General features: G+C 63.0%; 19 protein-coding genes. 10 read left to right on the top strand and 9 right to left on the bottom strand.

The genetic code is table 11. The annotated features are described in order from the left end of the window. Positions 1-37 precede the first annotated feature (37 nt). The 3 genes from K288_RS0102605 to K288_RS0102595 are packed head-to-tail and all read left to right on the top strand — an operon-like array spanning position 38 to position 3,372. Positions 38-946, top strand: a complete 909-nt coding sequence (locus tag K288_RS0102605; protein ID WP_027578179.1) for a fatty acid desaturase — start codon at positions 38-40, stop codon at positions 944-946. Positions 947-1,004: 58 nt separating this feature from the next. Further along, positions 1,005-2,387, top strand: a complete 1,383-nt coding sequence (locus tag K288_RS0102600) for an MBOAT family O-acyltransferase (RefSeq protein WP_027578178.1) — start codon at positions 1,005-1,007, stop codon at positions 2,385-2,387. 25 nt (positions 2,388-2,412) lie between these two features. Continuing rightward, positions 2,413-3,372: a hypothetical protein gene (locus K288_RS0102595; protein ID WP_152535352.1), complete on the top strand. Its 960-nt coding sequence runs from the start codon at positions 2,413-2,415 to the stop codon at positions 3,370-3,372. Here the strand turns inward: K288_RS0102595 and K288_RS0102590 are convergent, their stop codons facing one another. From K288_RS0102590 to K288_RS0102580, 3 genes are all read right to left on the bottom strand, one after another. Continuing rightward, a complete protein-coding gene (locus K288_RS0102590; RefSeq protein ID WP_027578176.1) occupies positions 3,373-5,094 on the bottom strand; it encodes a fatty acyl-AMP ligase in 1,722 nt (573 codons plus the stop codon). It lies immediately after the preceding gene. A 31-nt stretch (positions 5,095-5,125) separates the two neighbouring features. Then, complete coding sequence (locus K288_RS0102585) at positions 5,126-5,380, bottom strand: acyl carrier protein (protein WP_027578175.1); 255 nt, start codon at positions 5,378-5,380, stop codon at positions 5,126-5,128. A gap of 292 nt (positions 5,381-5,672) precedes the next feature. Further along, complete coding sequence (locus tag K288_RS0102580) at positions 5,673-6,461, bottom strand: L,D-transpeptidase (RefSeq protein ID WP_027578174.1); 789 nt, start codon at positions 6,459-6,461, stop codon at positions 5,673-5,675. Between the two features lie 261 nt (positions 6,462-6,722). Between K288_RS0102580 and K288_RS0102575 the strand changes: the two genes are divergently transcribed. After that, positions 6,723-7,055: a hypothetical protein gene (locus K288_RS0102575; protein WP_027578173.1), complete on the top strand. Its 333-nt coding sequence runs from the start codon at positions 6,723-6,725 to the stop codon at positions 7,053-7,055. Between the two features lie 24 nt (positions 7,056-7,079). On the opposite strand, the gene K288_RS0102570 is transcribed toward K288_RS0102575, so the two are convergent. From K288_RS0102570 to K288_RS0102560, 3 genes are all read right to left on the bottom strand, one after another. After that, a complete protein-coding gene (locus tag K288_RS0102570; RefSeq protein ID WP_027578172.1) occupies positions 7,080-7,841 on the bottom strand; it encodes an ABC transporter permease in 762 nt (253 codons plus the stop codon). Continuing rightward, complete coding sequence (locus K288_RS0102565) at positions 7,838-8,761, bottom strand: ABC transporter ATP-binding protein (RefSeq protein ID WP_027578171.1); 924 nt, start codon at positions 8,759-8,761, stop codon at positions 7,838-7,840. Before K288_RS0102565 ends, K288_RS0102570 begins: the two co-directional genes overlap by 4 nt. Positions 8,762-8,869: 108 nt before the next feature. Continuing rightward, complete coding sequence (locus K288_RS0102560) at positions 8,870-11,428, bottom strand: UvrD-helicase domain-containing protein (RefSeq protein WP_027578170.1); 2,559 nt, start codon at positions 11,426-11,428, stop codon at positions 8,870-8,872. Between the two features lie 219 nt (positions 11,429-11,647). Here K288_RS0102560 and K288_RS0102555 point away from each other — a divergent pair, with 219 nt between their 5' ends. From K288_RS0102555 to K288_RS50325, 4 genes are all read left to right on the top strand, one after another. Next, complete coding sequence (locus tag K288_RS0102555) at positions 11,648-12,631, top strand: hypothetical protein (RefSeq protein WP_027578169.1); 984 nt, start codon at positions 11,648-11,650, stop codon at positions 12,629-12,631. 27 nt (positions 12,632-12,658) lie between these two features. Further along, complete coding sequence (locus tag K288_RS0102550; RefSeq protein WP_027578168.1) at positions 12,659-12,904, top strand: hypothetical protein; 246 nt, start codon at positions 12,659-12,661, stop codon at positions 12,902-12,904. Between the two features lie 24 nt (positions 12,905-12,928). After that, positions 12,929-14,314: a phospholipase D-like domain-containing protein gene (locus K288_RS0102545; RefSeq protein ID WP_244443040.1), complete on the top strand. Its 1,386-nt coding sequence runs from the start codon at positions 12,929-12,931 to the stop codon at positions 14,312-14,314. Positions 14,315-14,487: 173 nt separating this feature from the next. Beyond that, a complete protein-coding gene (locus tag K288_RS50325; protein ID WP_027578166.1) occupies positions 14,488-14,661 on the top strand; it encodes a DUF1328 domain-containing protein in 174 nt (57 codons plus the stop codon). 10 nt (positions 14,662-14,671) lie between these two features. Here K288_RS50325 and K288_RS0102535 read toward each other — a convergent pair whose 3' ends face one another. After that, positions 14,672-15,157 carry a thioesterase family protein gene (locus K288_RS0102535; protein ID WP_027578165.1) on the bottom strand — a complete coding sequence of 162 codons (486 nt, stop codon included), beginning with the start codon at positions 15,155-15,157 and terminating at the stop codon, positions 14,672-14,674. A 113-nt stretch (positions 15,158-15,270) separates the two neighbouring features. Between K288_RS0102535 and K288_RS0102530 the strand changes: the two genes are divergently transcribed. Beyond that, complete coding sequence (locus K288_RS0102530; RefSeq protein WP_027578164.1) at positions 15,271-16,686, top strand: FAD-linked oxidase C-terminal domain-containing protein; 1,416 nt, start codon at positions 15,271-15,273, stop codon at positions 16,684-16,686. Positions 16,687-16,730: 44 nt separating this feature from the next. Here K288_RS0102530 and K288_RS0102525 read toward each other — a convergent pair whose 3' ends face one another. Then, positions 16,731-18,434: a SulP family inorganic anion transporter gene (locus K288_RS0102525; protein ID WP_027578163.1), complete on the bottom strand. Its 1,704-nt coding sequence runs from the start codon at positions 18,432-18,434 to the stop codon at positions 16,731-16,733. Between the two features lie 103 nt (positions 18,435-18,537). Continuing rightward, on the bottom strand, positions 18,538-19,269 hold the full coding sequence (locus K288_RS0102520) for a cytochrome c biogenesis CcdA family protein (RefSeq protein ID WP_152535356.1): 732 nt from the start codon (positions 19,267-19,269) through the stop codon (positions 18,538-18,540). Between the two features lie 293 nt (positions 19,270-19,562). Between K288_RS0102520 and K288_RS0102515 the strand changes: the two genes are divergently transcribed. Further along, positions 19,563-20,759 carry an ABC transporter substrate-binding protein gene (locus K288_RS0102515; RefSeq protein WP_244443039.1) on the top strand — a complete coding sequence of 399 codons (1,197 nt, stop codon included), beginning with the start codon at positions 19,563-19,565 and terminating at the stop codon, positions 20,757-20,759. Positions 20,760-20,770: the final 11 nt, after the last annotated feature.

The raw sequence follows: 20,770 nt of genomic DNA, 5'->3' as shown, positions 1-20,770 counted from the left end.
CGACCATCGGATTATCCGGAGCCGGCACTTTCATCGATTGCAGCGGCGGCATTTCATCCTGTTCGATGTATTGCCATTCATCGGGACATTGATCGCGGTTGCCGCCTTGTTCTATCGCCCGATCGGGGCGCTCGAAATCAGCCTGTTCTTTGCAATCTGGCTGGTCACGGGCCTCGGCCTCACGGTCGGCTATCACCGGCTGTTCACGCACCGCGCCTTCGCAACCGGCACGGCGGTGAGCGCGATGCTGATCATCATGGGCTCGATGGCCGGGCGGGGGCCAATGGTATCCTGGGCCGCGATGCATAGCCGCCACCACGAGCTCAGCGATCACCAGGGCGACCTGCATTCGCCCAATCTGCATGGCGAGAGCTTCCTCGGCCGCCTGCGCGGCTTCCTGCACGCACATTTGACCTGGATGATCGAGCACGATTATCCCAACGTTGCCCACTACGTACCGGACCTGATGGCGCAGCCGGCGCTGGTCCGGGTCAATAGCTATTATTACGTCTGCGTGCTGCTGGGGCTGTTGATCCCGACCGCCATTGGAGGGCTCGTTGCCGGCAGCCTGTGGGGCGCGGTGGCCGGGTTCCTCTGGGGCGGCGTGGTGCGCATGTTCGCGGTCGAACAGGGGATGTCGGCGATCAACTCGATCATGCACACGTTTGGCGCACGTCCCTACCGCACCAGGGGTGACAACAGCCGCAATCTCGGCGTAATGGCATGGTTGGCGTGGGGCGAGGGGTGGCACAACAATCACCATGCCTTCCCTTATTCGGCGGCGTTCGGGTTGCGATGGTTCGAATTCGATCCGGGCTATCTCTTCATCCGATTGCTTGCCGCGCTGGGACTGGCCTGGAATGTCAAGGTGCCGAGCGCGGAGAAGATCGCGCTGCGCCGGCTGCACGAGCCGGCGCTCGACGCGGCCGAGCTCGAGCACGGATAGTCGTCGGCTTCCGGCGGATAAGGTGAGTAACCCGGTTCATGCCTGAGATCGCCGGCTGATGCTGTTCAACGACTACCCCTTCCTGCTGGGCTTCCTGCCGACGGCAATCCTGATCTATCGATTCGTCGATCCGCATCCGCAATGGCGGATCTGGACGCTGGTCGGGATGTCGCTGGTCTTCTACGCCTACGGCAATCCGCCCTTCGTCCTGCTCCTGATCCTGTCGATCCTGGTCAACTGGTTCGCGGCGATGATCTATGCCAGGACCAAGATGTCGTGGATCATCACCGCGGCCATCGTCGCCAATCTCGCCGTCCTCGGCTGGTTCAAATACGCCAACTTCCTCGCCTACAATATCGGCCTCGCGCTGGGACGGCCAATGCCGGTGCTCGACATCGTGCTGCCGCTCGGCATCTCCTTCTTCACCTTCCACCACATCATGTATCTGGTCGATCTGCGCAAGGGAAAGGCGCCGACCTATTCACTGAACCGCTACGCGCTCTACATTTCCTTCTTCCCGCAGGCGCTGGCCGGGCCGCTGGTGCGCTGGTCGCAGGTGATGGAGCAGTTCGGCAAGAAGGTCTATGCGCCGGGCTGGCAGCGCGAATTCTGCATCGGCATCGCCTTCATCCTGATCGGGCTCATCGAAAAGATCCTGCTCGGCGACCGCATCGCGCGGCTGATCGATCCGATCTATGCGCGGGCACTTGAGGGGCCGGTGAGCAATGGCGACGCATGGCTTGCGCTCGGCTTCGCCATCCAGATCCTCTACGACTTCGCCGGCTATTCCGACATCGCGGTCGGGCTCGGCCTCTTGTTCGGCGTCAAGCTGCCGTACAATTTCGATGCGCCGTTCCGCTCCACCAGCATCCAGGATTTCTGGCAGCGCTGGCACATCACCTTGATGACGTTCCTGCGCGAATATCTGTTCTTTCCGCTCGCCAACAAGCGCATGGTGCCGCGGCGCTTCTACCAGCTGCAATATTTCGCCGTGATGGTGCTGACCATGGCGCTGTGCGGCCTCTGGCACGGCGCGAGCTGGACCTTCGTGCTGTGGGGCACGCTGCATGGCCTGGCGCTGGTCGTCTGCTCGCTGTGGCGCCGCTACGGGCCGCGGCTGCCCGCGCTCGTCGGATGGGCGCTGACGGTGATCTTCGTGCTGCTGACCGGCGTGTTCTTCCGCGCCGGCACGCTGGATGCGGCGTTGAACATCTTCCACGGCCTCGCCGTTGCGCCCAACCTCTCGGAAGGGAAGCGTTTGTGGCCGCTCGTGATCGTCCCGCTAATGGCCTTCCTGCTGCCGGCAACGCAGGACATGGTCGAACGCGTGATGCGGCGGCCGCGACCCTGGCTTGGCGTAGCGGGCGGCCTCGGCTTGCTTGCCATCCTGATCTTGCTCGGAGAAGGGAACGTTCGTGGCTTCGCTTACTACCAGTTCTGACACGTCGCCCGAATGGGGGCGTTGCTTGGCCAACTGCGTCAGGACGCTCGTGATCGGTCTCGTGCTGGTCTACGCGCTGATGATCCTGGTCGATCCCTATGACACCGGCAAGTTCGGCCTGCTCGGGATCAGAGGCGTCGACGACCACAATACCTTCACGGCAACGCCGAGCCGCGCGCGCGATCCAAATTTCGATTCCGCCATCATTGGCAATTCGACCGCGCAGATGCTGCAGCCGGCCGAGTTGTCCGAGGCGACCGGGCTGCGCTTCGTGCAGCTCTATCTGACCGGCGCCAATCCGCAGGAGCAGCTCACGGCGCTGGATTTGTTCCTGCGCAATCATTCGCGCGTGGGAGCACTGGTCTTCGTCGTCGATCCCTATTGGTGCGCTCACGTTCCGGCGCAGTCGCCGCCGGGCGCATTCCCGGATTGGCTCTATGACCAGAACCGGATCACCTATGCGGCTCGCTTGCTGTCATGGCCGGCGATCGAGCACGCCTTCCAGCGGATATCGATCGGTCTCGGCTGGCACCACCGCCGGGATCCCTCCGGCTTCTTCAGCTACGAGGATATCTGGCTGCCCGGCACGTTTCGCGAGACTAATGCGCCGCGCGATCCGCCGCCTGCCGCGACCGTCGCGGAGCGCGGGACGCTTCCCGAGGTCGCGCGGCTCGACGCGGTCGTCAAGAAACTCTCGCCCGAAACCAGCGTCGTGATCGTCGTGCCGCCGACCCTGCAAAGCAAGATGGCGCAGCCGGGCACGCCCGCCGCAGCGGACCGTGCGGCGTGCGACGCAGCCTTAAAGCGCGTCGTGGCCGGCCGGCCGAACAGCAATTTCATCAACTATCGCATCGACAATGCGCTGACCCGCGACCGCGCGAATTTTGCGGATTTCATCCACTACCGCCCGAGCATCGCAAGCAAGATACAAGAGGGCGTCGCCGCCAGCATCCGCGATGGCGAGGCGGCGAAGATCGATTTCTGATCAATCCGCGTCGGCGGCGAGATCCTCGAACCGGCCTTCGGACCACAGCCGCCGCGCCAGGCTGCGCTGGATCTTGCCGCTGGTGGTCTTCGGAAGCGTGCCCGGCCGGATCAGCACGATATGGCGCGTGAACAATTCGTGCTGGTCGGTGACGTGCTCGCGGATCAGGCCCTTCATCTCGGTGCCGTCGATGCGGTTGCGCTCGGTGCGCTCGACCTCCTGCACGACGACCAGTAGTTCGTCGCCATGCTCGTCGCCGACCGAGAACGCCGCGCCGCAATTGGCGCGCAGAGCGGTGTGTGCCGATTGCACTGTCCGCTCGATATCCTGCGGATAGTGGTTGATGCCGCGGACGATGATGAGGTCCTTGATTCGCCCCGTGATGAAGAGTTCGCCTGTCTGATCCAGAAAGCCGAGGTCGCCGGTGCGCAGCCAGCTCGCGCCGTCGTCATCGCCCGCGATGCGCGCGTGCAAGCCGGTCTTGGTCGCTTCCGGATTCTTCCAATAGGCGCCCGCGACATTGGCTCCGTTGACCCAGACCTCGCCGACCTGGTCGACGGGCAGGCGCGCGCAGGTGTCGGGATCGATGATCGCGATCCGCTCGCCTTCAAGCGCGCGGCCGCAGCCGACCAGCGTCTGGCTGTCCGCCGCATCAGCCGGCGCTTCGACCCGATGCGCCTGCAGCGCTGCGCGGCCGATATCGCGCGTCACATGGCCGGCGCCGCGGCCGCCCCCTGAAATCAGCAGCGTCGCTTCCGCCATGCCATAGGCCGGGAACGCCGCGCGGGGATCGAAGCCGTGTGCGGAGAAGGTCTCGATGAATTGCTTGATCGTCTCGGCATGCACCGGTTCGGCGCCGTTGAGCGCGATCTTCCAGGAGCAGAGATCGACGTCCTGCATCTGGTCGGCGCGATAGCGGCTGACGCAGAGGTCGTAGCCGAAATTCGGGCAGCAGGCGACCTCGGCGCGGTAGTCGCTGATCGCGCGCAGCCAGTTGAGCGGGCGCTGGGTGAAGGCGTTCGGCGCCATCAGCACGCAGAGCGCACCGATATAGAGCGCCTCCAGCGTATTCAGGATCAGCCCCATGTCGTGATAGAGCGGCACCCAATTGACATAGGTCGACTGCTCGGTATTGCCGAGCGAGATGCGGATCATCTCGAGATTGGCGAGCAGGTTGCCGTGGCTCACGGCGACGCCCTTGGGCTCGGACGTCGAACCCGAGGTGTATTGCAGGAAGGCGATATCGTCTCGGGCGGGAAGCGGCAGATCGGCCGCGGGCTGCGCTGGCGTCGTATCGAGATCAACGGCCAGCCATTGCAGGCCTTCGCGCGAAAACCGCTCCTGCAGATCGCCGCGGATAGCGAAGGCGGAACTGGTGAGCGCGATCGCAGGTTCGCAATTGGCCATGATCGCGGCGCTGGAGTCGCGAGCGCTCTGCCGCCGCGGCATCATCATCGGCACGGCGATCACGCGCGCGATCAGGCAGCCGAAGAAGGCGACGACGAATTCGAGCCCGGGCGGAAACACCAGCATCGCGCGATCGCCAGGCCGGGTGACTTCGCCAAGCCGTGCCGCCAGCGCGCGGGCGGCATCATGCAATTCGCGAAAGGTGAGGGCCGCTTCCTCCGTGCCGCGATCGGAGAGGAAGACGTAGGCGCGCGCATCGGGCTGCGTTTCCGCGCGCTTTGCCAGCAGCGCCACCAGCGAGGAAAACGTCTCCATGTTAGCCAATGACATCCGGCGACGATAGGGATCAGGCAGCGGAGCGGGCCGCAAGCTTTTCAGCGAGGTAACGCGACAGCGCGTCGACCGTGGGATAGTCGTAGAAGTCGTCAGTCGAAAGCTCGAGGTCGAGCTTCTCCTCAAGTTCCATCATGACATAGACAACCATCGCCGAATCGAGCCCGAGTCGGTTGAATTTCGTATCGGTCTTGATCCGGTCCTTGGCGACCCGCAGCACTTTCGCGAGCGAAGCGACGCAAAAACCGGCTATTTCTTCCTGTGTCATGGGAAATCCAGAGAAACGATCAGACACAATACGGACACAGCGGGCATTGTCAATTTAGGCTCACGCAGGCGTGTTGATGACGATCATGCACGATCCGGCGTGCAGGATGGCGCTGGCGTCGAGCGGACATTGAGGGAATGGCAGGAGTTTGCGCAAAGATCGTGCGCAGGCAAAAACCAGAGTGTTTTCGAGCGATGTAGATGCCGGTTCGCGTGAAGAAAACGCGTCAATCCAGTGTCTAGAGCGGGATGGAGAAGCCGCCCGCTCTAGATGTCGACCGACTCTGCGCTCGTCAATATTGCGACGTGAAGAACCCGCGCTGGCGTTGCTGGTAGTAATAGCCCTGCGGCGCTGGCACGTAGCGGTCGGAATATTGTTGCGGCTGCTGCGGCTGTTGTGGTTGCCGATAGTAGGTCTGCGTATCGTAGACGCGGCGGCTGCGAGGCGCCGGATACATCTGCGCGGTGGAACTGCCGTCGGCCGGATAGATGTAGCCGTCGTCGGCGCGGGCTTGCGGCAATTGCTGCTGCTGTTGCGGCGTGAGCATCACAGGATCGCCTGCGGTGGCAGCGTCATATTGCTGGTCGTACTGCTGCGGCGCGCGGCGGGCGACTGCGGTGTTGCCGCGCCTCGGATTGCGCGCGAGCGCCACCTGCGAGGAGCCGGTCAGCGTCACGGTGGTGTTGAGCACGCCTTGATCCTGCACCAGCGCGTAAAGCGTGGCCGCATGTTCGCGCGACAATCGCACGCAGCCATGGGAAGCGGGGCTGCCGAGGCGATTGACTGAGTCGGTGCCATGGATCGCATGCCCGATCTTGGTGAAGAAGATCGAATGCGGCATCGGCGCGTCGTCGAATTCCTTGGAGTAGTGGTCTTCCTCCATACGGAAGGTGCGGAAGCTGCCGCTCGGCGTCTCATAGGAGGGGATGCCGGTCGAGACCGGCCAGTGATACCGCTCGACGCCGTCGACCGCGACGGTCATCTGCTGGTTGTCCTTGTCGACGGTGATGGCGACTTTGGCCTGTGCGGCGCCAGCGAACGCTAGCGTCAGGGCGGTGAAAGCAACGAGGAACGTACGCATCTTACTTTGGCCCTCCAGGCCTGAGTTTGCAGCGCCGCGGTTCTCCGTCCCCGGCAACCAATATGCCCTGAATCCGGCTTGGGTTCCAGTAGCCCGGCTATGCGTCGTCAATATAGCGAGCGATGCAGGCCGGCCTGCTGACTTTTTCGCGAGTTGTGAGCGACGACTCGAATTCGTCACAGACGCGCAACCATTTGGCCGCAAGGGCGTTTCACACTCCCGCCTGACGGTGCAATTTGCCGTGCATTTTTGGGAATTGTGATGAAGAAGACCAAGATCAAGACGCTGGCGCTGCCTGATGTGACGCCGGCGCGGCTTTTGTTTGTGGCTGCCGCCATCATCCTCGCATTGCTTGCGATGCCTCATCTGGGACATGCCCAGGGCATCGTTCGCGGCGCCCAGCAGGGGGCCTACGAGGGCAATCGGGTCGCCGGTCCGGTGGGCGGTGCGGTTGGTGGTGCCATCGGCGCCGGCGTCGGCGGCGCCGTGGGTGCGGTCAATGGCGTGCTCGGCATTCCCAATCGGGGCTGGCACCGTGGCCATCGCTGCCGCGGCTACTACACCCGCTCGGGTCATTTCCGCTGCTATCGCTGATCACGGGCTGCGGGCTCGCGGCGATCAGTTCTTGAGCCGGTAGCCTGTCCGGAAGATCCACCAGACGGTCGCCATGCAGATGGTGAGGAAGCCTAGCGTCATGCCGAGGCTCAAGCCGACGCTGACGTCGGCGATCTCGGAGAAACTCCAGCGGAAGCCCGAGATCAGGTAGACCACCGGGTTGAGCAGGGCGATGGTGTGCCAGGCCGGGGGCAGCATGTTCACGGAATAGAAGCTGCCGCCCAGGAACGTCAGCGGCGTCACCACCAGCATCGGAATCATCTGCAGCTTCTCGAAGCCATCGGCCCAGATGCCGATGATGAAGCCGAACAGGCTGAAGGTGACGGCGGTCAGCACCAGGAAGGTGAGCATCCAGATCGGGTGATTGATGTGCAGCGGCACGAACAAGCCGGCCGTTGCCAGGATGATGAGCCCCAGGATGATCGATTTGGTCGCGGCCGCCCCGACATAGCCGACGATGATCTCGAAATAGGAGATTGGCGCGGAGAGGATTTCGTAGATCGTGCCGACGAATTTCGGGAAATAGATGCCGAAGGATGCGTTGGCGATGCTCTGCGTCAGCACCGACAGCATCACGAGACCAGGCACAATGAAGGTGCCGTAGCTGACGCCCTCGACCTCCGTGATGCGCGAGCCGATCGCTGCGCCGAACACCACGAAATAGAGCGAGGTCGACACCACCGGCGAGACGATGCTCTGCAACAGCGTGCGCCAGGTGCGCGCCATTTCGAACAAATAGATTGCGCGGATCGCCCGATAATTCATGGTGTCCTCACCAGGCTCACGAAGATGTCTTCGAGCGAAGACTGGCTGGTCTCGAGGTCGGAGAAACGGATCCCGGCGTTGCGGAGATCGCCGAGCAGGCTGGTGATCCCGGTGCGTTCGCCCGCAGTGTCGTAATCATAGATCAGTTCGGTGCCGCTTTCGGACAGCACGAGATGATAGGGCGCGAGCGCCGGCGGAATGGCATCGATCTTGTGCGCCAGGTGCAGCTTGAGCTGCTTCCTGCCGAGTTTCGACATCAGCTTGGCCTTGTCCTCGACCAGGATGATCTCGCCCTTGTTGATGACGCCGATGCGGTCGGCCATCTCCTCGGCTTCTTCGATGTAATGGGTGGTCAGGATGATGGTGACGCCGGCATCCCGCAGCGTCCGCACCACCTCCCACATGCCCTTGCGCAGTTCGACATCGACGCCGGCGGTTGGCTCATCCAGGAACAGTATCTGCGGCTCGTGCGACAGCGCTTTCGCGATCATCACACGCCGCTTCATGCCGCCAGACAGCGTGATGATCTTGGAATCCTTCTTTTCCCACAGCGAGAGATCCTTGAGCACCTTCTCGATATGAGCAGGGTTCTTCGGCTTGCCGAACAGGCCGCGGCTGAAGCTCACGGTCGCCCATACCGTCTCAAAGGAATCGGTGTGCAGTTCCTGCGGCACTAGGCCGATCATCGCGCGTGCGGGGCGGTAGGACCTGATGATGTCATGGCCGTTGACCGAGACGCTGCCTTCACTCGGATTGGCGATGCCGCAGATGATGCTGATCAGCGTCGTCTTGCCAGCGCCATTTGGTCCGAGCAGCGCAAAAATCTCGCCGCGCCGGATATCGAGATTGATATTGTTGAGCGCCCTGAAGCCGGAGCCATAGACCTTCGAAAGATTGGTGACGGAAATGATCGGCGACATGGCTGACGGTGAGTGATCTGGAAGTGTGGCAAGAGATGACGCAGCGCTCGGCCGCGCAGGGAGGAGGGCCGGCCCTACATAGGAACGCCCGGCGCGTTCCGCAATCCGCTAGGCCCGCTCCACGAAACTATCGACCACCTTTTTCTCACCGGCCTTCTCGAAGGCGATGGTGAGCTTGTTGCCGTCGATCTTCACCACATGGCCGTAGCCGAATTTCTGGTGGAACACGCGGTCATCGAGCGCGAATTCCGAAACGGTCCCGGTGGATTTCGCCACCAGTTCGCCCTCGATCACCATCGGGCCGCGTTTGTTGCGGCCGAAACCGCCGAAGGGCGATTGCTCCTCGTCGAATCCGCCACGTGAGCCGCCGCGGTTCTGGTTGCGGGCGCGGTTGGCCTGGGCGCGCTGCCAGCCGGGTGTCGAGTAGCTCGAGCCGAAGGCTTCGACATTGTCGAAGCGCGAGGGGCCGTAGCCGCCGGCGCCGCCCCAGCCGGAGCCACCCTTGGATTCCGTGATCTCGACATTATGCGCCGGCAATTCGTCGAGGAAACGCGAGGGGATCGTGGTCGACCAGGTGCCGTGGATCCGGCGGTTGGTGGCGAAATAGATCTTCGCACGGCGCCGAGCGCGGGTCAGCCCGACATGGGCGAGACGGCGCTCTTCCTCCAGTCCCGCACGGCCCTGCTCGTCGAGCGTGCGCTGGCTTGGAAAAAGGCCTTCCTCCCAGCCGGGCAGGAAGACGTTGTCGAACTCCAGCCCCTTGGCGGAATGCAGGGTCATCAGCGACACCGCTTCGTCGCCGGCTTCGCCGTCGCGGTCCATCACCAGCGAGATGTGCTCGAGGAAGCCTTGCAGGTTCTCGAACTCCTCCATCGAGCGAATGAGCTCTTTGAGGTTGTCGAGCCTGCCGGCGGCGTCCGCCGAGCGGTCCTTCTGCCACATCTCGGTGTAGCCGCTCTCGTCGAGCACGATCTCGGCCAATTCGGTGTGCGCGGTCACCTCGCTCTGTGCCCGCCAGCGGTCGAATTGCTTCACGAGATCGCGTAAGCTCCCGCGCGCCTTCGGCTTCAACTCGTCAGTCTCTGCCACCGCGCGCGCCGCCTCGAACAGGGGAATGCGGCGCTTGCGGGCGTGGTCGTGCAACAGCTGCACGGTGGCATCGCCGAGCCCGCGCTTCGGCACATTGATGATGCGCTCGAACGCGAGATCGTCGGCCGGCGAATTGATCGTGCGCAGGTAGGCCAGCGCGTCGCGGATTTCGGCGCGCTCATAGAAGCGCGGGCCGCCGATCACGCGATAGGGCAGGCCGAGCGTCACGAAGCGGTCTTCGAACTCGCGCATCTGGAACGAGGCGCGCACCAGGATCGCGATCTCGTTCAAGTTCTCGCCGGCGCGCTGCAGGTCCTCGATTTCCTCGCCGATCCCGCGCGCTTCCTCTTCCGAATCCCAGGAACCGGTGACAGTGACCTTCTCGCCGTCCTCGTCCTCGGTGCGCAAGGTCTTGCCGAGCCGGCCTTCATTGTGCGCGATCAGATGCGAGGCGGCGGCGAGGATATGACCGGTCGAGCGATAGTTGCGCTCGAGGCGAATGACTTTCGCGCCGGGAAAATCGTGCTCGAAGCGCAGGATGTTGTCGACCTCGGCACCGCGCCAGCCGTAGATCGACTGGTCGTCGTCACCAACGCAGCAGATGTTCTTGGGTGGGGAAGTGGGTGCAGGAGAGGGGACATCCGTCATTCCGGGATGCGCTGAAAGCGCAGACACGGACTCTCGAGATGAGTCCTCTTCATTTCCAGATTCCGGGTCCGCATCTTCGATGCGCCCCGGAATGACGGTGGAGAGAGGCGCCGACTTGGGCGACGGCGCCTGCGACAGCAGCCGCAGCCAGAGATACTGCGCGACGTTCGTATCCTGATATTCGTCGACCAGGATGAACTTGAAGCGGTTCTGGTATTGCCTGAGCACGTCAGGGTTCTCGCGGAACAGGCGGATGTTCTCGAGCAGGAGATCGCCGAAATCGGCGGCGTTGAGGATCTTCAGCCGTTCCTGATAGCTCGCATAGAGCTTGCCGCCCTTGCCGTTGGCAAAGCTCGCCGCTTCGCCGGCCGGCACCTGCGACGGCGTCAGGCCGCGGTTCTTCCAGGTGTCGATCAGCCCGGCCAGCATCCGCGCCGGCCAGCGCTTGTCATCGATGTTCTCCGCCTGCAGCAGTTGCTTCAACAGCCGCACCTGATCGTCGACGTCGAGCACGGTGAAATTGGATTTGAGCTGCACCAGCTCGGCATGGATGCGCAGGATGCGGCCGGCGATCGAGTGGAAGGTGCCGAGCCACGGCATGCCCTCGACCGCCTGGCCCAGCATCTGGCCAAGCCGCAGCTTCATCTCGCGCGCCGCCTTGTTGGTGAAGGTCACCGACAGGATCTCGTGCGGCCGCGCGCGGCCCTGGCTCAGGATGTGAGCGATACGGGTGGTGAGCACCCGCGTCTTGCCGGTGCCGGCGCCGGCAAGAACCAGCACCGGGCCATCCAGCGTCTCCACCGCCTCGCGCTGCTCGGGATTGAGCCCTGCGAGATATTGCGGGCCAGCGGCAGCGCGGGCGCGCGCGGCGATGCCGCCGGGCACTGGCGAGGCCGCCGGAGCAGGGGCGTGTGGCAGGGGCTTGCGCAGATCAGTCAATAACGAAGTCCTTGATTCTCAGCCTGATAAGATGGCACTTACGCCGCCGATTTACGAGAGCGGCATGACCAATAAAAGGCCGTTTCGGCGTGCCGTGAGCCCGGGCGTGCCAGCGTTGATTCACGAGCTTTCCGATCGGGCGGCCTTGCCAAGAGGCGATGTTCAACTCTAAATTGTTTGCGAGGAGAGCCGTTTCTCTGGGAGGGCGGGATGGCAAAGAGCGATACTCCGAAAGAGCTGCTCGATGCGCTCGAACTGGTCACCGGCGAGAAGGCTGCCCGGCCCGAATCCCTGGGCCTGGTTGCAGCGACGCAGGTTCGGCGCGTGCGGTCCATCTTCGAAGACCCGAACATCGTCGGCATCGGTATCGCGCAAAAGATAACCGAGAACAAGAACACGGGCGAACTCAGTGTCTGCTTCTACGTCGAAAAGAAGCTCGCCCGGAGCAGGATGAAGGGCCACAAGCTGATCCCGCCGGTTCTCAGCGCGGATCGGAAGGCTGTATTCACCGACGTCCAGGCGATCGGAAAGGTCCGTCCCCAGGTCAACAAGCAGAAATCGCCGCTGCTCAGCGGCTACAGCATCGGAAATTTGACCGATACGGGAACCCTCGGGGCGATCGTAAGGAAGGGAAAAAAGCTGTACGTGCTGAGCAATTCCCATGTGCTCGCCAAGAGCGGGTTGGGAAAGGTCGGCGACAAGATTGTCTTTCCCGGAGAATCCGACAACAGCGGCAGGGACCAGGTCGTCGCAGAGCTGTCGAATATCCTCAAGTTCCAGGCTGGCGACGACTTTCTCAACCGGGTCGATGCGGCGCTCGCCGAGATCGATGAGGATTTCCTCGACAACATCGATTTTTCGATACGAGGGGCGGCCACCCCATTCGCCACGAGCAAGCCGGTTCGGGGAATGAAGATCGTCACGCGCGGACGGACCTCTGGCGACACCGAGGGCGAAGTCCAGGACGTTCATTTCCGGATCATTCTCCCTTACCCGGGTGTCGGCAAGATCGGGTTCCTGGACCAGGTCAAGTGCACGCATTACTCGAAGCCCGGAGATTCCGGCGCAATCATCGTCGACAAGGGCAGTAAAAAGATCGTCGGGCTGCACTTTGCCGGGTCCAGCACTGCGAGTATCTTCAATCCGATCGCAGAGGTCATCAAGGCGCTCAAGTTCCGCTTCGTGCAGAAATGAGGCGCGCACCGGCCATGCGGGTTGACAATGGCGAACGAGGAACAGGCCAACAGAGCGCGCGAGCTGAACAGCCGCAAGCTCCTGGAATGTGGCGTCCATGCCATCGGCGTGGAAGCGGGGAAGAATCATGGCAGGAGCGGGTGGGTCGTTGTCGCTCACGTCGCCCCCGAAACCAATGTGACGTTGCCTTCGGCGCTCACCGTCGCGACCGCGCGGGGAGACGTCCAGGTGCCGCTCGTCGCTATCAAGAGCGAGCCCTTCAAACCGGAATGATTCTCGCCAGCACTGGGGGTTGATATGCCGAGCCTCGTTTTGCGCCAATCGATGCTCAAGCATCGGGGACCGTTTCTTGCCGAGCCCGAGAGCGTCCGTCCGGTCGGAACTCATGTGGAGCCGGTCCGGACCGAGCCTTTCCTGCCGGAGATGGTTCCGCGCAACTGCAGGCTCGAGGAGTACGAAAAGGTCAAGGTTCCTGCGGTCGATGTCGATCAGGAGATCATCACCTATTGCTCGCCGGATTCGACCTACGCGGTGACCAAGAAGCTGTTCGACGATGCGAAAAAGTCGATTCTGATCGGCATCTACGATTTCTCCGCGGAATATATCAAGGAGCTCGTCCTGGACGCGCTCAAGCGAGGCGTCAAAGTCAAACTCATGCTCGATATCGACAGCAAGGACGAGCAGGAGCTGTTCGATTCACTGAGCGATTCCGGAGTGGATGGCGTGCCGGCGCCGTCATGCGCCAGTCACCGCGTGCACTATTTCAGCTCGTCCCATGAAAAGGTGATCGTCATCGACGGCGAGTGGTGCATCGTGCAGAGCGGCAATTACAGCGAGAACAGCATCCCCCTCAACGTCAAGGACGGCGGCGATCCCGCCCATTTCCGGCACGGCAATCGCGATACCGGTCTTGCCATTCGTTCGAGGAAGCTTTCGAAATTCTTCACCGGCATTCTCGAGAGCGACATGAATCTGGAGCTGACCGGGCCGGAGGCGCTGCCGGAAGCCATCGAAGCCGCCAATGCCTTCATGATCGAGAAGGCGCCCACCAAGCTTCCGACCAAGCTGTTTCCGAGCAAGACCTTCAAGTTGACCAAGTCGCTCAGCGTCCAGCCGGTCCTCAGCCCGGACAATTACATGCAGGTCATACCCGACAAGCTTCGGGTCGCAAAAAAATCTGTTCTCATCGAGCAGCAATATATTCGCGGCAAACAGCCCGATATCCAGGAGTTGTTGACGGCGATCAAGGAGGCACGAGGCCGGAACGGCCGCCTGGATATCCGCATCGTTCTCGGCAAGGTCTTCAGCAAGAAGGACCTGGACGCCGAGAAGAAGAATCTCGCGCTGCTGAAACAGGAGTTCGGCCTCGTGGCAGGCAAGAACATTCGCTACATCGACACCACGCGCTTCGTGCATTGCCATAACAAGATGATCCTGGTCGATGGCCAGAACGTCCTGGTCAGCTCGCAGAACTGGTCGGATTCAGCCGTTTCGAAGAATCGCGAGGCCGGCGTGTGGCTCTCGCATTCGGGCATCTGCGATTACTTCACGCAGATCTTCGAGAGCGACTGGAAGACCGCGCTGAAATCACCGACGGCTCCCGACAAGGATGTGGTTGAGGCAGAATCGCTGCGCGCCGGCGGGTTTGTTCGCGTGGCTCCCGCCGACTATCAGGAGGTGTAGTGGCAGCAGTGAAGGCCCGACCCGGCCGCATCCAAAGCGCGGTTTGTTCCGTACGTAGCGGCAAATTTCGCGCTTCCACCGCCCGGAACCTTCGTTTTGGGGGCGGATTGTTTCCTCAAGTTCGGCGCGATGGTCAATCGCGCCGGTGGAAACGGAAAGCAGAGGGTTTGGCCATGCTAGGCTGGGTCGTAACGTTTTTGATCATCGCGTTGATCGCGGGTGTTCTGGGCTTCGGCGGCATCGCCGGCGTCTCCATCGAAATCGCCAAGGCGATCTTCTTCATCGCCATCATCCTGTTCCTGATCTCGGCAGTGGTCGGCCTGGTGCGCGGCCGCTCCAGGGTCTAGGCACCCGCGCTTATCGTGAGGGCATCGCCACGCTACGGCCGATGCCCTCGGGGCGCGGGACCAAGGCATGGATATCTGCGATCGCCTTGATGCGGGCGCGGATATCGGATGGAAACGGGGCGACCTTGCGCGAGTTCATGTCGATATGCAGCGACATGTTTTCGGAGGTGGCCGAGATCCAGCCTTCGGTCGCGTGGCGCAGCTCCTCGAACGTGTGCAGCCGCTTGTCGTCGGCGGCGAGCAGGTAGACCGTCACCTGGACGGGATCGCCGAGATGGACCTCGCGCAAATAGCGTACATGGCATTCGGCGGTAAAGGTCGAGCCGTGGCGCTCTTTCTTGTAGCCGGGGCCGATGCCTAGTTGCAGCCAGATCTCGTCGATGGCGCGGTCGAACATTACATTGTAATAGGCCATGTTGAGGTGGCCGTTATAGTCGATCCATTGCGGCTCGATCTGCATCACCGAGGACAGGAACGGGGCTGAGGGCAGCTTCATGTCCTGGGCGGCATTAAAGGTCGTCATTATTCCATCCCTGCTAGTTCGAATAGCTCTCTTGACCGGTTATATAACGTTTGCCACGGTCGGCTGAAGCCGGGAGGAAATTTCACGTGGCGACTACGATTTCGAGCAATTTGACGCGTCCGGAGCCGCAGGCCCTGAAGGGCGCGATCGACGCGCTGGCGGCGCGCTTCGGCAACCGTCTGATCACCTCGCAGGCGGTGCGCGAGCAGCACGCCCACACCACGACCTGGCTGCCACCGCAGCCGCCGGATGCGGTGGTCATGGCGCAGGAGACCGCCGACATTCAGGATGTGGTGCGGATCTGCGCCAAATATCGCGTTCCGGTGATCGCCTTCGGCACCGGCACCTCGCTGGAGGGCCAGGTGAATGCGCCGGCCGGTGGCATCTGCATCGACCTGCGCGACATGAACCGGGTGCTCGCCGTGCATGCCGAGGACCTCGACTGCGTGATCGAGCCCGGCGTCACGCGCAAGGCGCTCAACGAGCATCTGCGCGACCAGGGCCTGTTCTTCCCGATCGATCCCGGCGCGGACGCATCGCTCGGCGGCATGACCGCGACGCGCGCCTCCGGCACCAACGCGGTCCGTTACGGCACGATGCGGGAGAACGTGCTGGCCCTGAAGGTCGTGCGCGGCGATGGCGAGATCATCACCACGGGTACGCGCGCCAAGAAATCCTCCGCCGGCTACGACCTGACGCATCTCTTCATCGGCGCCGAGGGTACGCTCGGCATCATCTCCGAGCTCACGATCAGGTTACGCGGCATCCCCGAGACGATCGCGGCGGCCGCGTGCTCTTTCGAGACCGTGCGCGGCGCCTGCCAGGCGACGATCCTGGCGATCCAGACCGGCATTCCCGTCGCCCGCATCGAGCTGCTGAATGCGGCGCAGGTGAAAGCGTGCAACGCCTACTCGAAGCTGTCGCTGCCCGAGACGCCGCTATTGCTGCTGGAGTTCCACGGCAGCGAGATTGAGGTCGCCGAGCAGTCGAAGAACTTCAAGGAAATCGCCGCGGATTGCGGCGGTGGCGATTTCACCTGGACCACCAGGCCCGAGGACCGCACAAAACTCTGGCAGGCGCGGCATGACGCCTATTGGTCGGTGAAGGCGCTGCGGCCCGGCTCAGGCGTGGTCGCGACCGACGTCTGCGTGCCGATCTCGCGATTGGCCGATTGCGTCACCGAGACCGAAGAGGATCTGAAGCGGCTCAATCTGATCTCGCCGATCGTCGGTCATGTCGGCGACGGCAATTTCCATTGCTCGCTGCTCTGCGACGTCGACGATGCCGACGAGATGGCGCGCGGCGAGGAATTCATGCATCGCCTGGTCGAGCGGGCGCAGGCGATGGGCGGCACCTGCACCGGCGAGCACGGCATCGGGCAGGGCAAGCAGAAATATCTCGAAGCCGAGCTAGGGCCCGAGGCGCTCGACGCCATGCGCGCGCTGAAGAAGGCGCTCGATCCGCAGAACATCTTCAACCCCGGAAAGATCGTGCCGGCGTAGCGGACGAAAACTGCCGAAGGTGTTTGCCGAAATTTGGAGGTAGACTAGGCGCGTTGCGCAGTGCTAGCCAGTATGCCAACGGCCTCGGCGACGCTATGGAAGACGTGGCTCTTCGGTAGCGCGCGATAGAGGCCGAAGCGCTCGAATGCCTGTTGGGCGCGGGTCGATTCGAGGCGAGCGATTGCGACGGTCACGCCTTCCTCGCTGCATTCACGGAATAGCGCGAGCAGCGTTTGCGCGGCGGTGAAATCGATCTCCACGATGCCGCTGGCTTCGATCACCAGCAGCTGTGGCTTCGGTGTGACCGCCTTGACGACCTTCAGCGCGTCGGCACGAAAGCTCGAGGCGTTGAGAAACGACAGCGGCGCTTGCAGGCCGACCACGGCGACTTTCGGGTCGCGCTCGCCTCTGATGTTCGGATTGGCCGGCCACCAGATCGTGGTATCAGGTACGCGGTCGAACACGACGAGCCGCGCCCGCGTCGTGCTCCAGATGCCATGGAGCAGCGAGAGAGCGATGCCGACGGCGACGCCTTGCTCGATCGGCAGGATGATGATCGAAGCTGCCGTTGCCACCACGAGCAGAAACTCGCCGACCGACTGGCGAAAGATCGCAGCGATCTGCCCGAAGCGAATGATGCGCAACGCTACGAAAAGCAGGACGCCGCCCAGCGCAGCCTCCGGAACGTGATGGAGCAGCGCGGCGCCGAACGCCAGCAGCGCCAGCACGATCGATGCGGCGAACAGTCCTGCCAGCTGCGTGCGTCCGCCGGTCTCGGCCACGATGCCGGTTCGCGGTGGGCTCGCGTCCACCGGAAAGGCACTGAACAGGCCGGCAAGGATGCTGCCGGCCCCGGCGCCGAGAAAATCGCGGTCGACATCGGCGGGCTGGTCCGGATCGGATGGAAATGCCCGCGTCGTCGCTGCGGTCTGGACCATCACGACCATGGCGATCAGGAGCGCCAGTGGCAGCAGCTTGACCCATCGTTCCGGCGAGATCTCAGGAAACGATGGCATCGGCAGCGTGCCCGGTACGGTGCCGACCACGCTGACCCCCTTGGCTTCCAATCCGCCCCAGATCACCGCGGAGGTCGCCGCCACCAGCGCGATCAGTGCGCCGGGAATCCTGGCGCTGATGGCCTCGGACCCGGCAACAAAGGCCAGCACCAGAAGCCCGATGCTGACGCTGTAGGGGTTGGCGGCAGGAAGATGCTCCGCAATCTCCGCGATCCGCTCGAGCATCGGCCCTTTCGGTGGCGGTGCGCCGAGCACGACGGGGAGTTGCGAAACCATGATGTGGATGGCGATGCCGGCAAGAAAGCCGACGGTGACCGGGGTCGACAGCAGATTGGCGATCCAGCCGAGGCGAAACAGGCTTCCGACGACCAGGATCGCTCCGACCATCAGCGCCAGGGCCGCGGCAAGCGCGATAGCCTCCGGAGAGCCGGCGGCGGCCATCAGCGCAAGACCGCCGGCGAAGATCGGCGTGATCGTGGAGTCGGCGCCGCACGACAGAAAGCGGTTGCTGCCCAGCATGGCAAAACCGAGCGAACCTGCGATGAAGGCGAAAAAACCGATCTGCGGGGTGAAGCCGCCGAGGCGCGCAGTCGCCATCTGCTCGGGTATCGCGATCGCAGCTAGTGTCAGGCCTGCGATCAGGTCGCCGGGCAAATCGCCCGGCCGGAACGCGGCCAGCGAGCGGAAGATCGGCCAGGAGCGGCCTGCTGTCCCGGGCGTGTCCTCGGCCATCGGTCCTCGGTGCGATCAGCGGTAGCGTCAGGGCCGTCCACTATTCGACATCGTGATGCGAAAGGCCAGCCTTGCTTTGCGCTGGCACAAGCCCGACCAGGCCTCAGCCGATATTCTGCAGCGCCGGAAACGTCTCCAGCAGCCAGATGCTGACATTGGTGACGGCGCCGGTCAGGAAGCCGACGCCGGTGATGATCATCAGCACGCCCATGACGTGCTCGACCGTCCGCAGATGCCGCTTCATCCGCATAAACAATGACGAGAACTGCTTGACCGCGAATGCCGCGAGCAGGAAGGGGATGCCGAACCCGGCGGAATAGATCGCAAGCAGCACGGCGCCCTTGGTCACGGTCGCTTCTGCTGCGGCGATCGAAAGGATCGCGGCGAGGATCGGGCCGATGCAGGGCGTCCAGCCGAAGGCAAAAGCGAGCCCCATCGCGTAGGCGCCCCACAGTCCGACCGGCTTCGGCATGCTCATCCGGCCCTCGCGCATCAAGATCCCGATCCGGGTCAGCCCGAGGAAGTGCAGCCCCATCACGATGATGACGATGCCGGCGACGATGGAGAGCTGTGCCGACCAGGCGCGAACCAGCCCGCCGACCAGGGAGGCGCTGGCGCCAAGCGCCACGAACACCGTTGAGAAGCCGAGCACGAACATCAGGGCCGCCATCATGACGGCGCGCTTGGACGCCTGTTTGCTCTCGTCATGGGCGACATGCTCGATGGTCGCGCCGGTCAGATAAACCAGATAGGGCGGCACCAGCGGCAGCACGCAGGGCGACAGGAAACTGACTAGTCCGGCGATCAGGGCTGCCGGGATCGAGACATCGTGCATCAACTGACCTTCGAGGGCGGCATCTGGCGTGGCCACCTATTGACGTGGACGGCGACAAGTTTCCAGAGGTTTCATGCACCTAAGCCTGAGAGAACGGTCACAGGCCCGTGTCCGGGTATTGATCGCGAATCGTCTCCGCAATTCTACGGGATAAACGCTGGACAAGCCGGTGCCGTCAGGCTCAAACTTGAGTCCCGCGACAAGCCTCGGCTGCCAGCCGGGAAAATAAAATCATGCGGACGCCCGCATTCTGAAGACGGGCGCCGCAAAAAGGAAACGAACGGGAGCATCACATGGCTATTTCACGCCGCAACGTGCTGTTGGGAAGCGCCGGCGCCTTGGGCGCCGCATCATTTTCATTCCCAAGACCTGCCATCGCCCAGACCGAGCCGATCAAGATCGGATGCCTCGCAGCGATCACCGGACCAAGTTCCGCGCCGACCGTCGGTTTCAACCGCGGCATCAATTTTGCGGTGGACAGCATCAATGCGGCCGGCGGCGTCAAGGGCCGCAAGATCGAGCTCGTCATGCGCGACACACAGGGCGACCCGACCAAGGCGGTGAACGCGACGCAGGAATTGATCAGCCAGGCCAAGGTCCATGCCATCTGGGGGCCGGTCAATTCCGGCGAAGCGCTCGCGACCACGCCGATCATGGCGCGGGCCAAGATTCCGGACATTCATCCTTGCGTGGTCGAAAGCCTGATCGACACCACCAAATATCCGAATGCCTTCCGCATGGCGCCGTCGAACAGCCAGTGGGACGACGCCGTCCGCAATTATTGCCTCAACGTCCTCAAGGTGAAGAAGGTCGCCGTCATCGGCGACACCACGGGCTATGGCGTGACCGCAGTCGGCGCCTCGGTAGCGGCGTTCAAGAAGGACGGCGCCGACGTCGTCTACCAGGCCAATATCGATGCGACCCAGCCGGACATGACGCCGGACATGCTCCGCGCCAAGAACGCGGGCTCCGAGGCCATCGTGGTCTGGAGCGTCACCACCGGCATGGAGGCGCGGATGTTCAACACACGCGCTGCCATGGGCTGGGACGTGCCGTTCGTCGGCCATCCCTCGCTTGCCTCGGGTGAACTCGCCGGCCTCGTCGACAAGCCCGAGAACTGGAAGAAGGTCTACGCGATCGGTTACAAGAGCTGCAGTTATGATGCAGCCGGCAAGCTGCCGCCGAAGAGCGAGGAGTTGGTCGCGCGCCTCGCCAAGGCGAATATCGCGCTCAACGACACGCTGTTGTGGTGGGTCGCGGGCGGCATCGACGCGATCGAGCTGATCGCCAAGGCGGTCGCCGAAAGCGGATCGACCGAAAGCGCGGGCCTAGTCAAATACTGGAACACGCTGTCGAAATATCCCGGCTATTTCGGCACCTACACCTTCACGCCGACGCAGCATAACGGCTATCCGACCGACGAAATCGTGATGTCGGAGGCCAGCACCGCCAAGAACGGGACGTTCGCGCTGGCGCCGGGCTATACATAGGCCGGCGGGCA

Source organism: Bradyrhizobium sp. Ai1a-2 (assembly GCF_000426245.1).
Taxonomy (GTDB): domain Bacteria; phylum Pseudomonadota; class Alphaproteobacteria; order Rhizobiales; family Xanthobacteraceae; genus Bradyrhizobium.
The sequence above is the reverse complement of the archived record's forward strand: the minus strand, read 5'-3'. Positions and strand labels throughout refer to the sequence as shown.

Bases quoted from the DNA above. Each gene is read 5' to 3' on its own strand.
- K288_RS50325 (WP_027578166.1), top strand. From the start codon at position 14,488: ATGCTAGGCTGGGTCGTAACGTTTTTGATCATCGCGTTGATCGCGGGT.
- K288_RS0102545 (WP_244443040.1), top strand. From the start codon at position 12,929: ATGCCGAGCCTCGTTTTGCGCCAATCGATGCTCAAGCATCGGGGACCG.
- K288_RS0102535 (WP_027578165.1), bottom strand. From the start codon at position 15,157: ATGAAGCTGCCCTCAGCCCCGTTCCTGTCCTCGGTGATGCAGATCGAG.
- K288_RS0102550 (WP_027578168.1), top strand. From the start codon at position 12,659: ATGGCGAACGAGGAACAGGCCAACAGAGCGCGCGAGCTGAACAGCCGC.
- K288_RS0102525 (WP_027578163.1), bottom strand. From the start codon at position 18,434: ATGGCCGAGGACACGCCCGGGACAGCAGGCCGCTCCTGGCCGATCTTC.
- K288_RS0102580 (WP_027578174.1), bottom strand. From the start codon at position 6,461: ATGCGTACGTTCCTCGTTGCTTTCACCGCCCTGACGCTAGCGTTCGCT.
- K288_RS0102600 (WP_027578178.1), top strand. From the start codon at position 1,005: ATGCTGTTCAACGACTACCCCTTCCTGCTGGGCTTCCTGCCGACGGCA.
- K288_RS0102570 (WP_027578172.1), bottom strand. From the start codon at position 7,841: ATGAATTATCGGGCGATCCGCGCAATCTATTTGTTCGAAATGGCGCGC.
- K288_RS0102555 (WP_027578169.1), top strand. From the start codon at position 11,648: ATGGCAAAGAGCGATACTCCGAAAGAGCTGCTCGATGCGCTCGAACTG.
- K288_RS0102515 (WP_244443039.1), top strand. From the start codon at position 19,563: ATGGCTATTTCACGCCGCAACGTGCTGTTGGGAAGCGCCGGCGCCTTG.
- K288_RS0102575 (WP_027578173.1), top strand. From the start codon at position 6,723: ATGAAGAAGACCAAGATCAAGACGCTGGCGCTGCCTGATGTGACGCCG.
- K288_RS0102520 (WP_152535356.1), bottom strand. From the start codon at position 19,269: ATGCACGATGTCTCGATCCCGGCAGCCCTGATCGCCGGACTAGTCAGT.
- K288_RS0102590 (WP_027578176.1), bottom strand. From the start codon at position 5,094: ATGGAGACGTTTTCCTCGCTGGTGGCGCTGCTGGCAAAGCGCGCGGAA.
- K288_RS0102565 (WP_027578171.1), bottom strand. From the start codon at position 8,761: ATGTCGCCGATCATTTCCGTCACCAATCTTTCGAAGGTCTATGGCTCC.
- K288_RS0102585 (WP_027578175.1), bottom strand. From the start codon at position 5,380: ATGACACAGGAAGAAATAGCCGGTTTTTGCGTCGCTTCGCTCGCGAAA.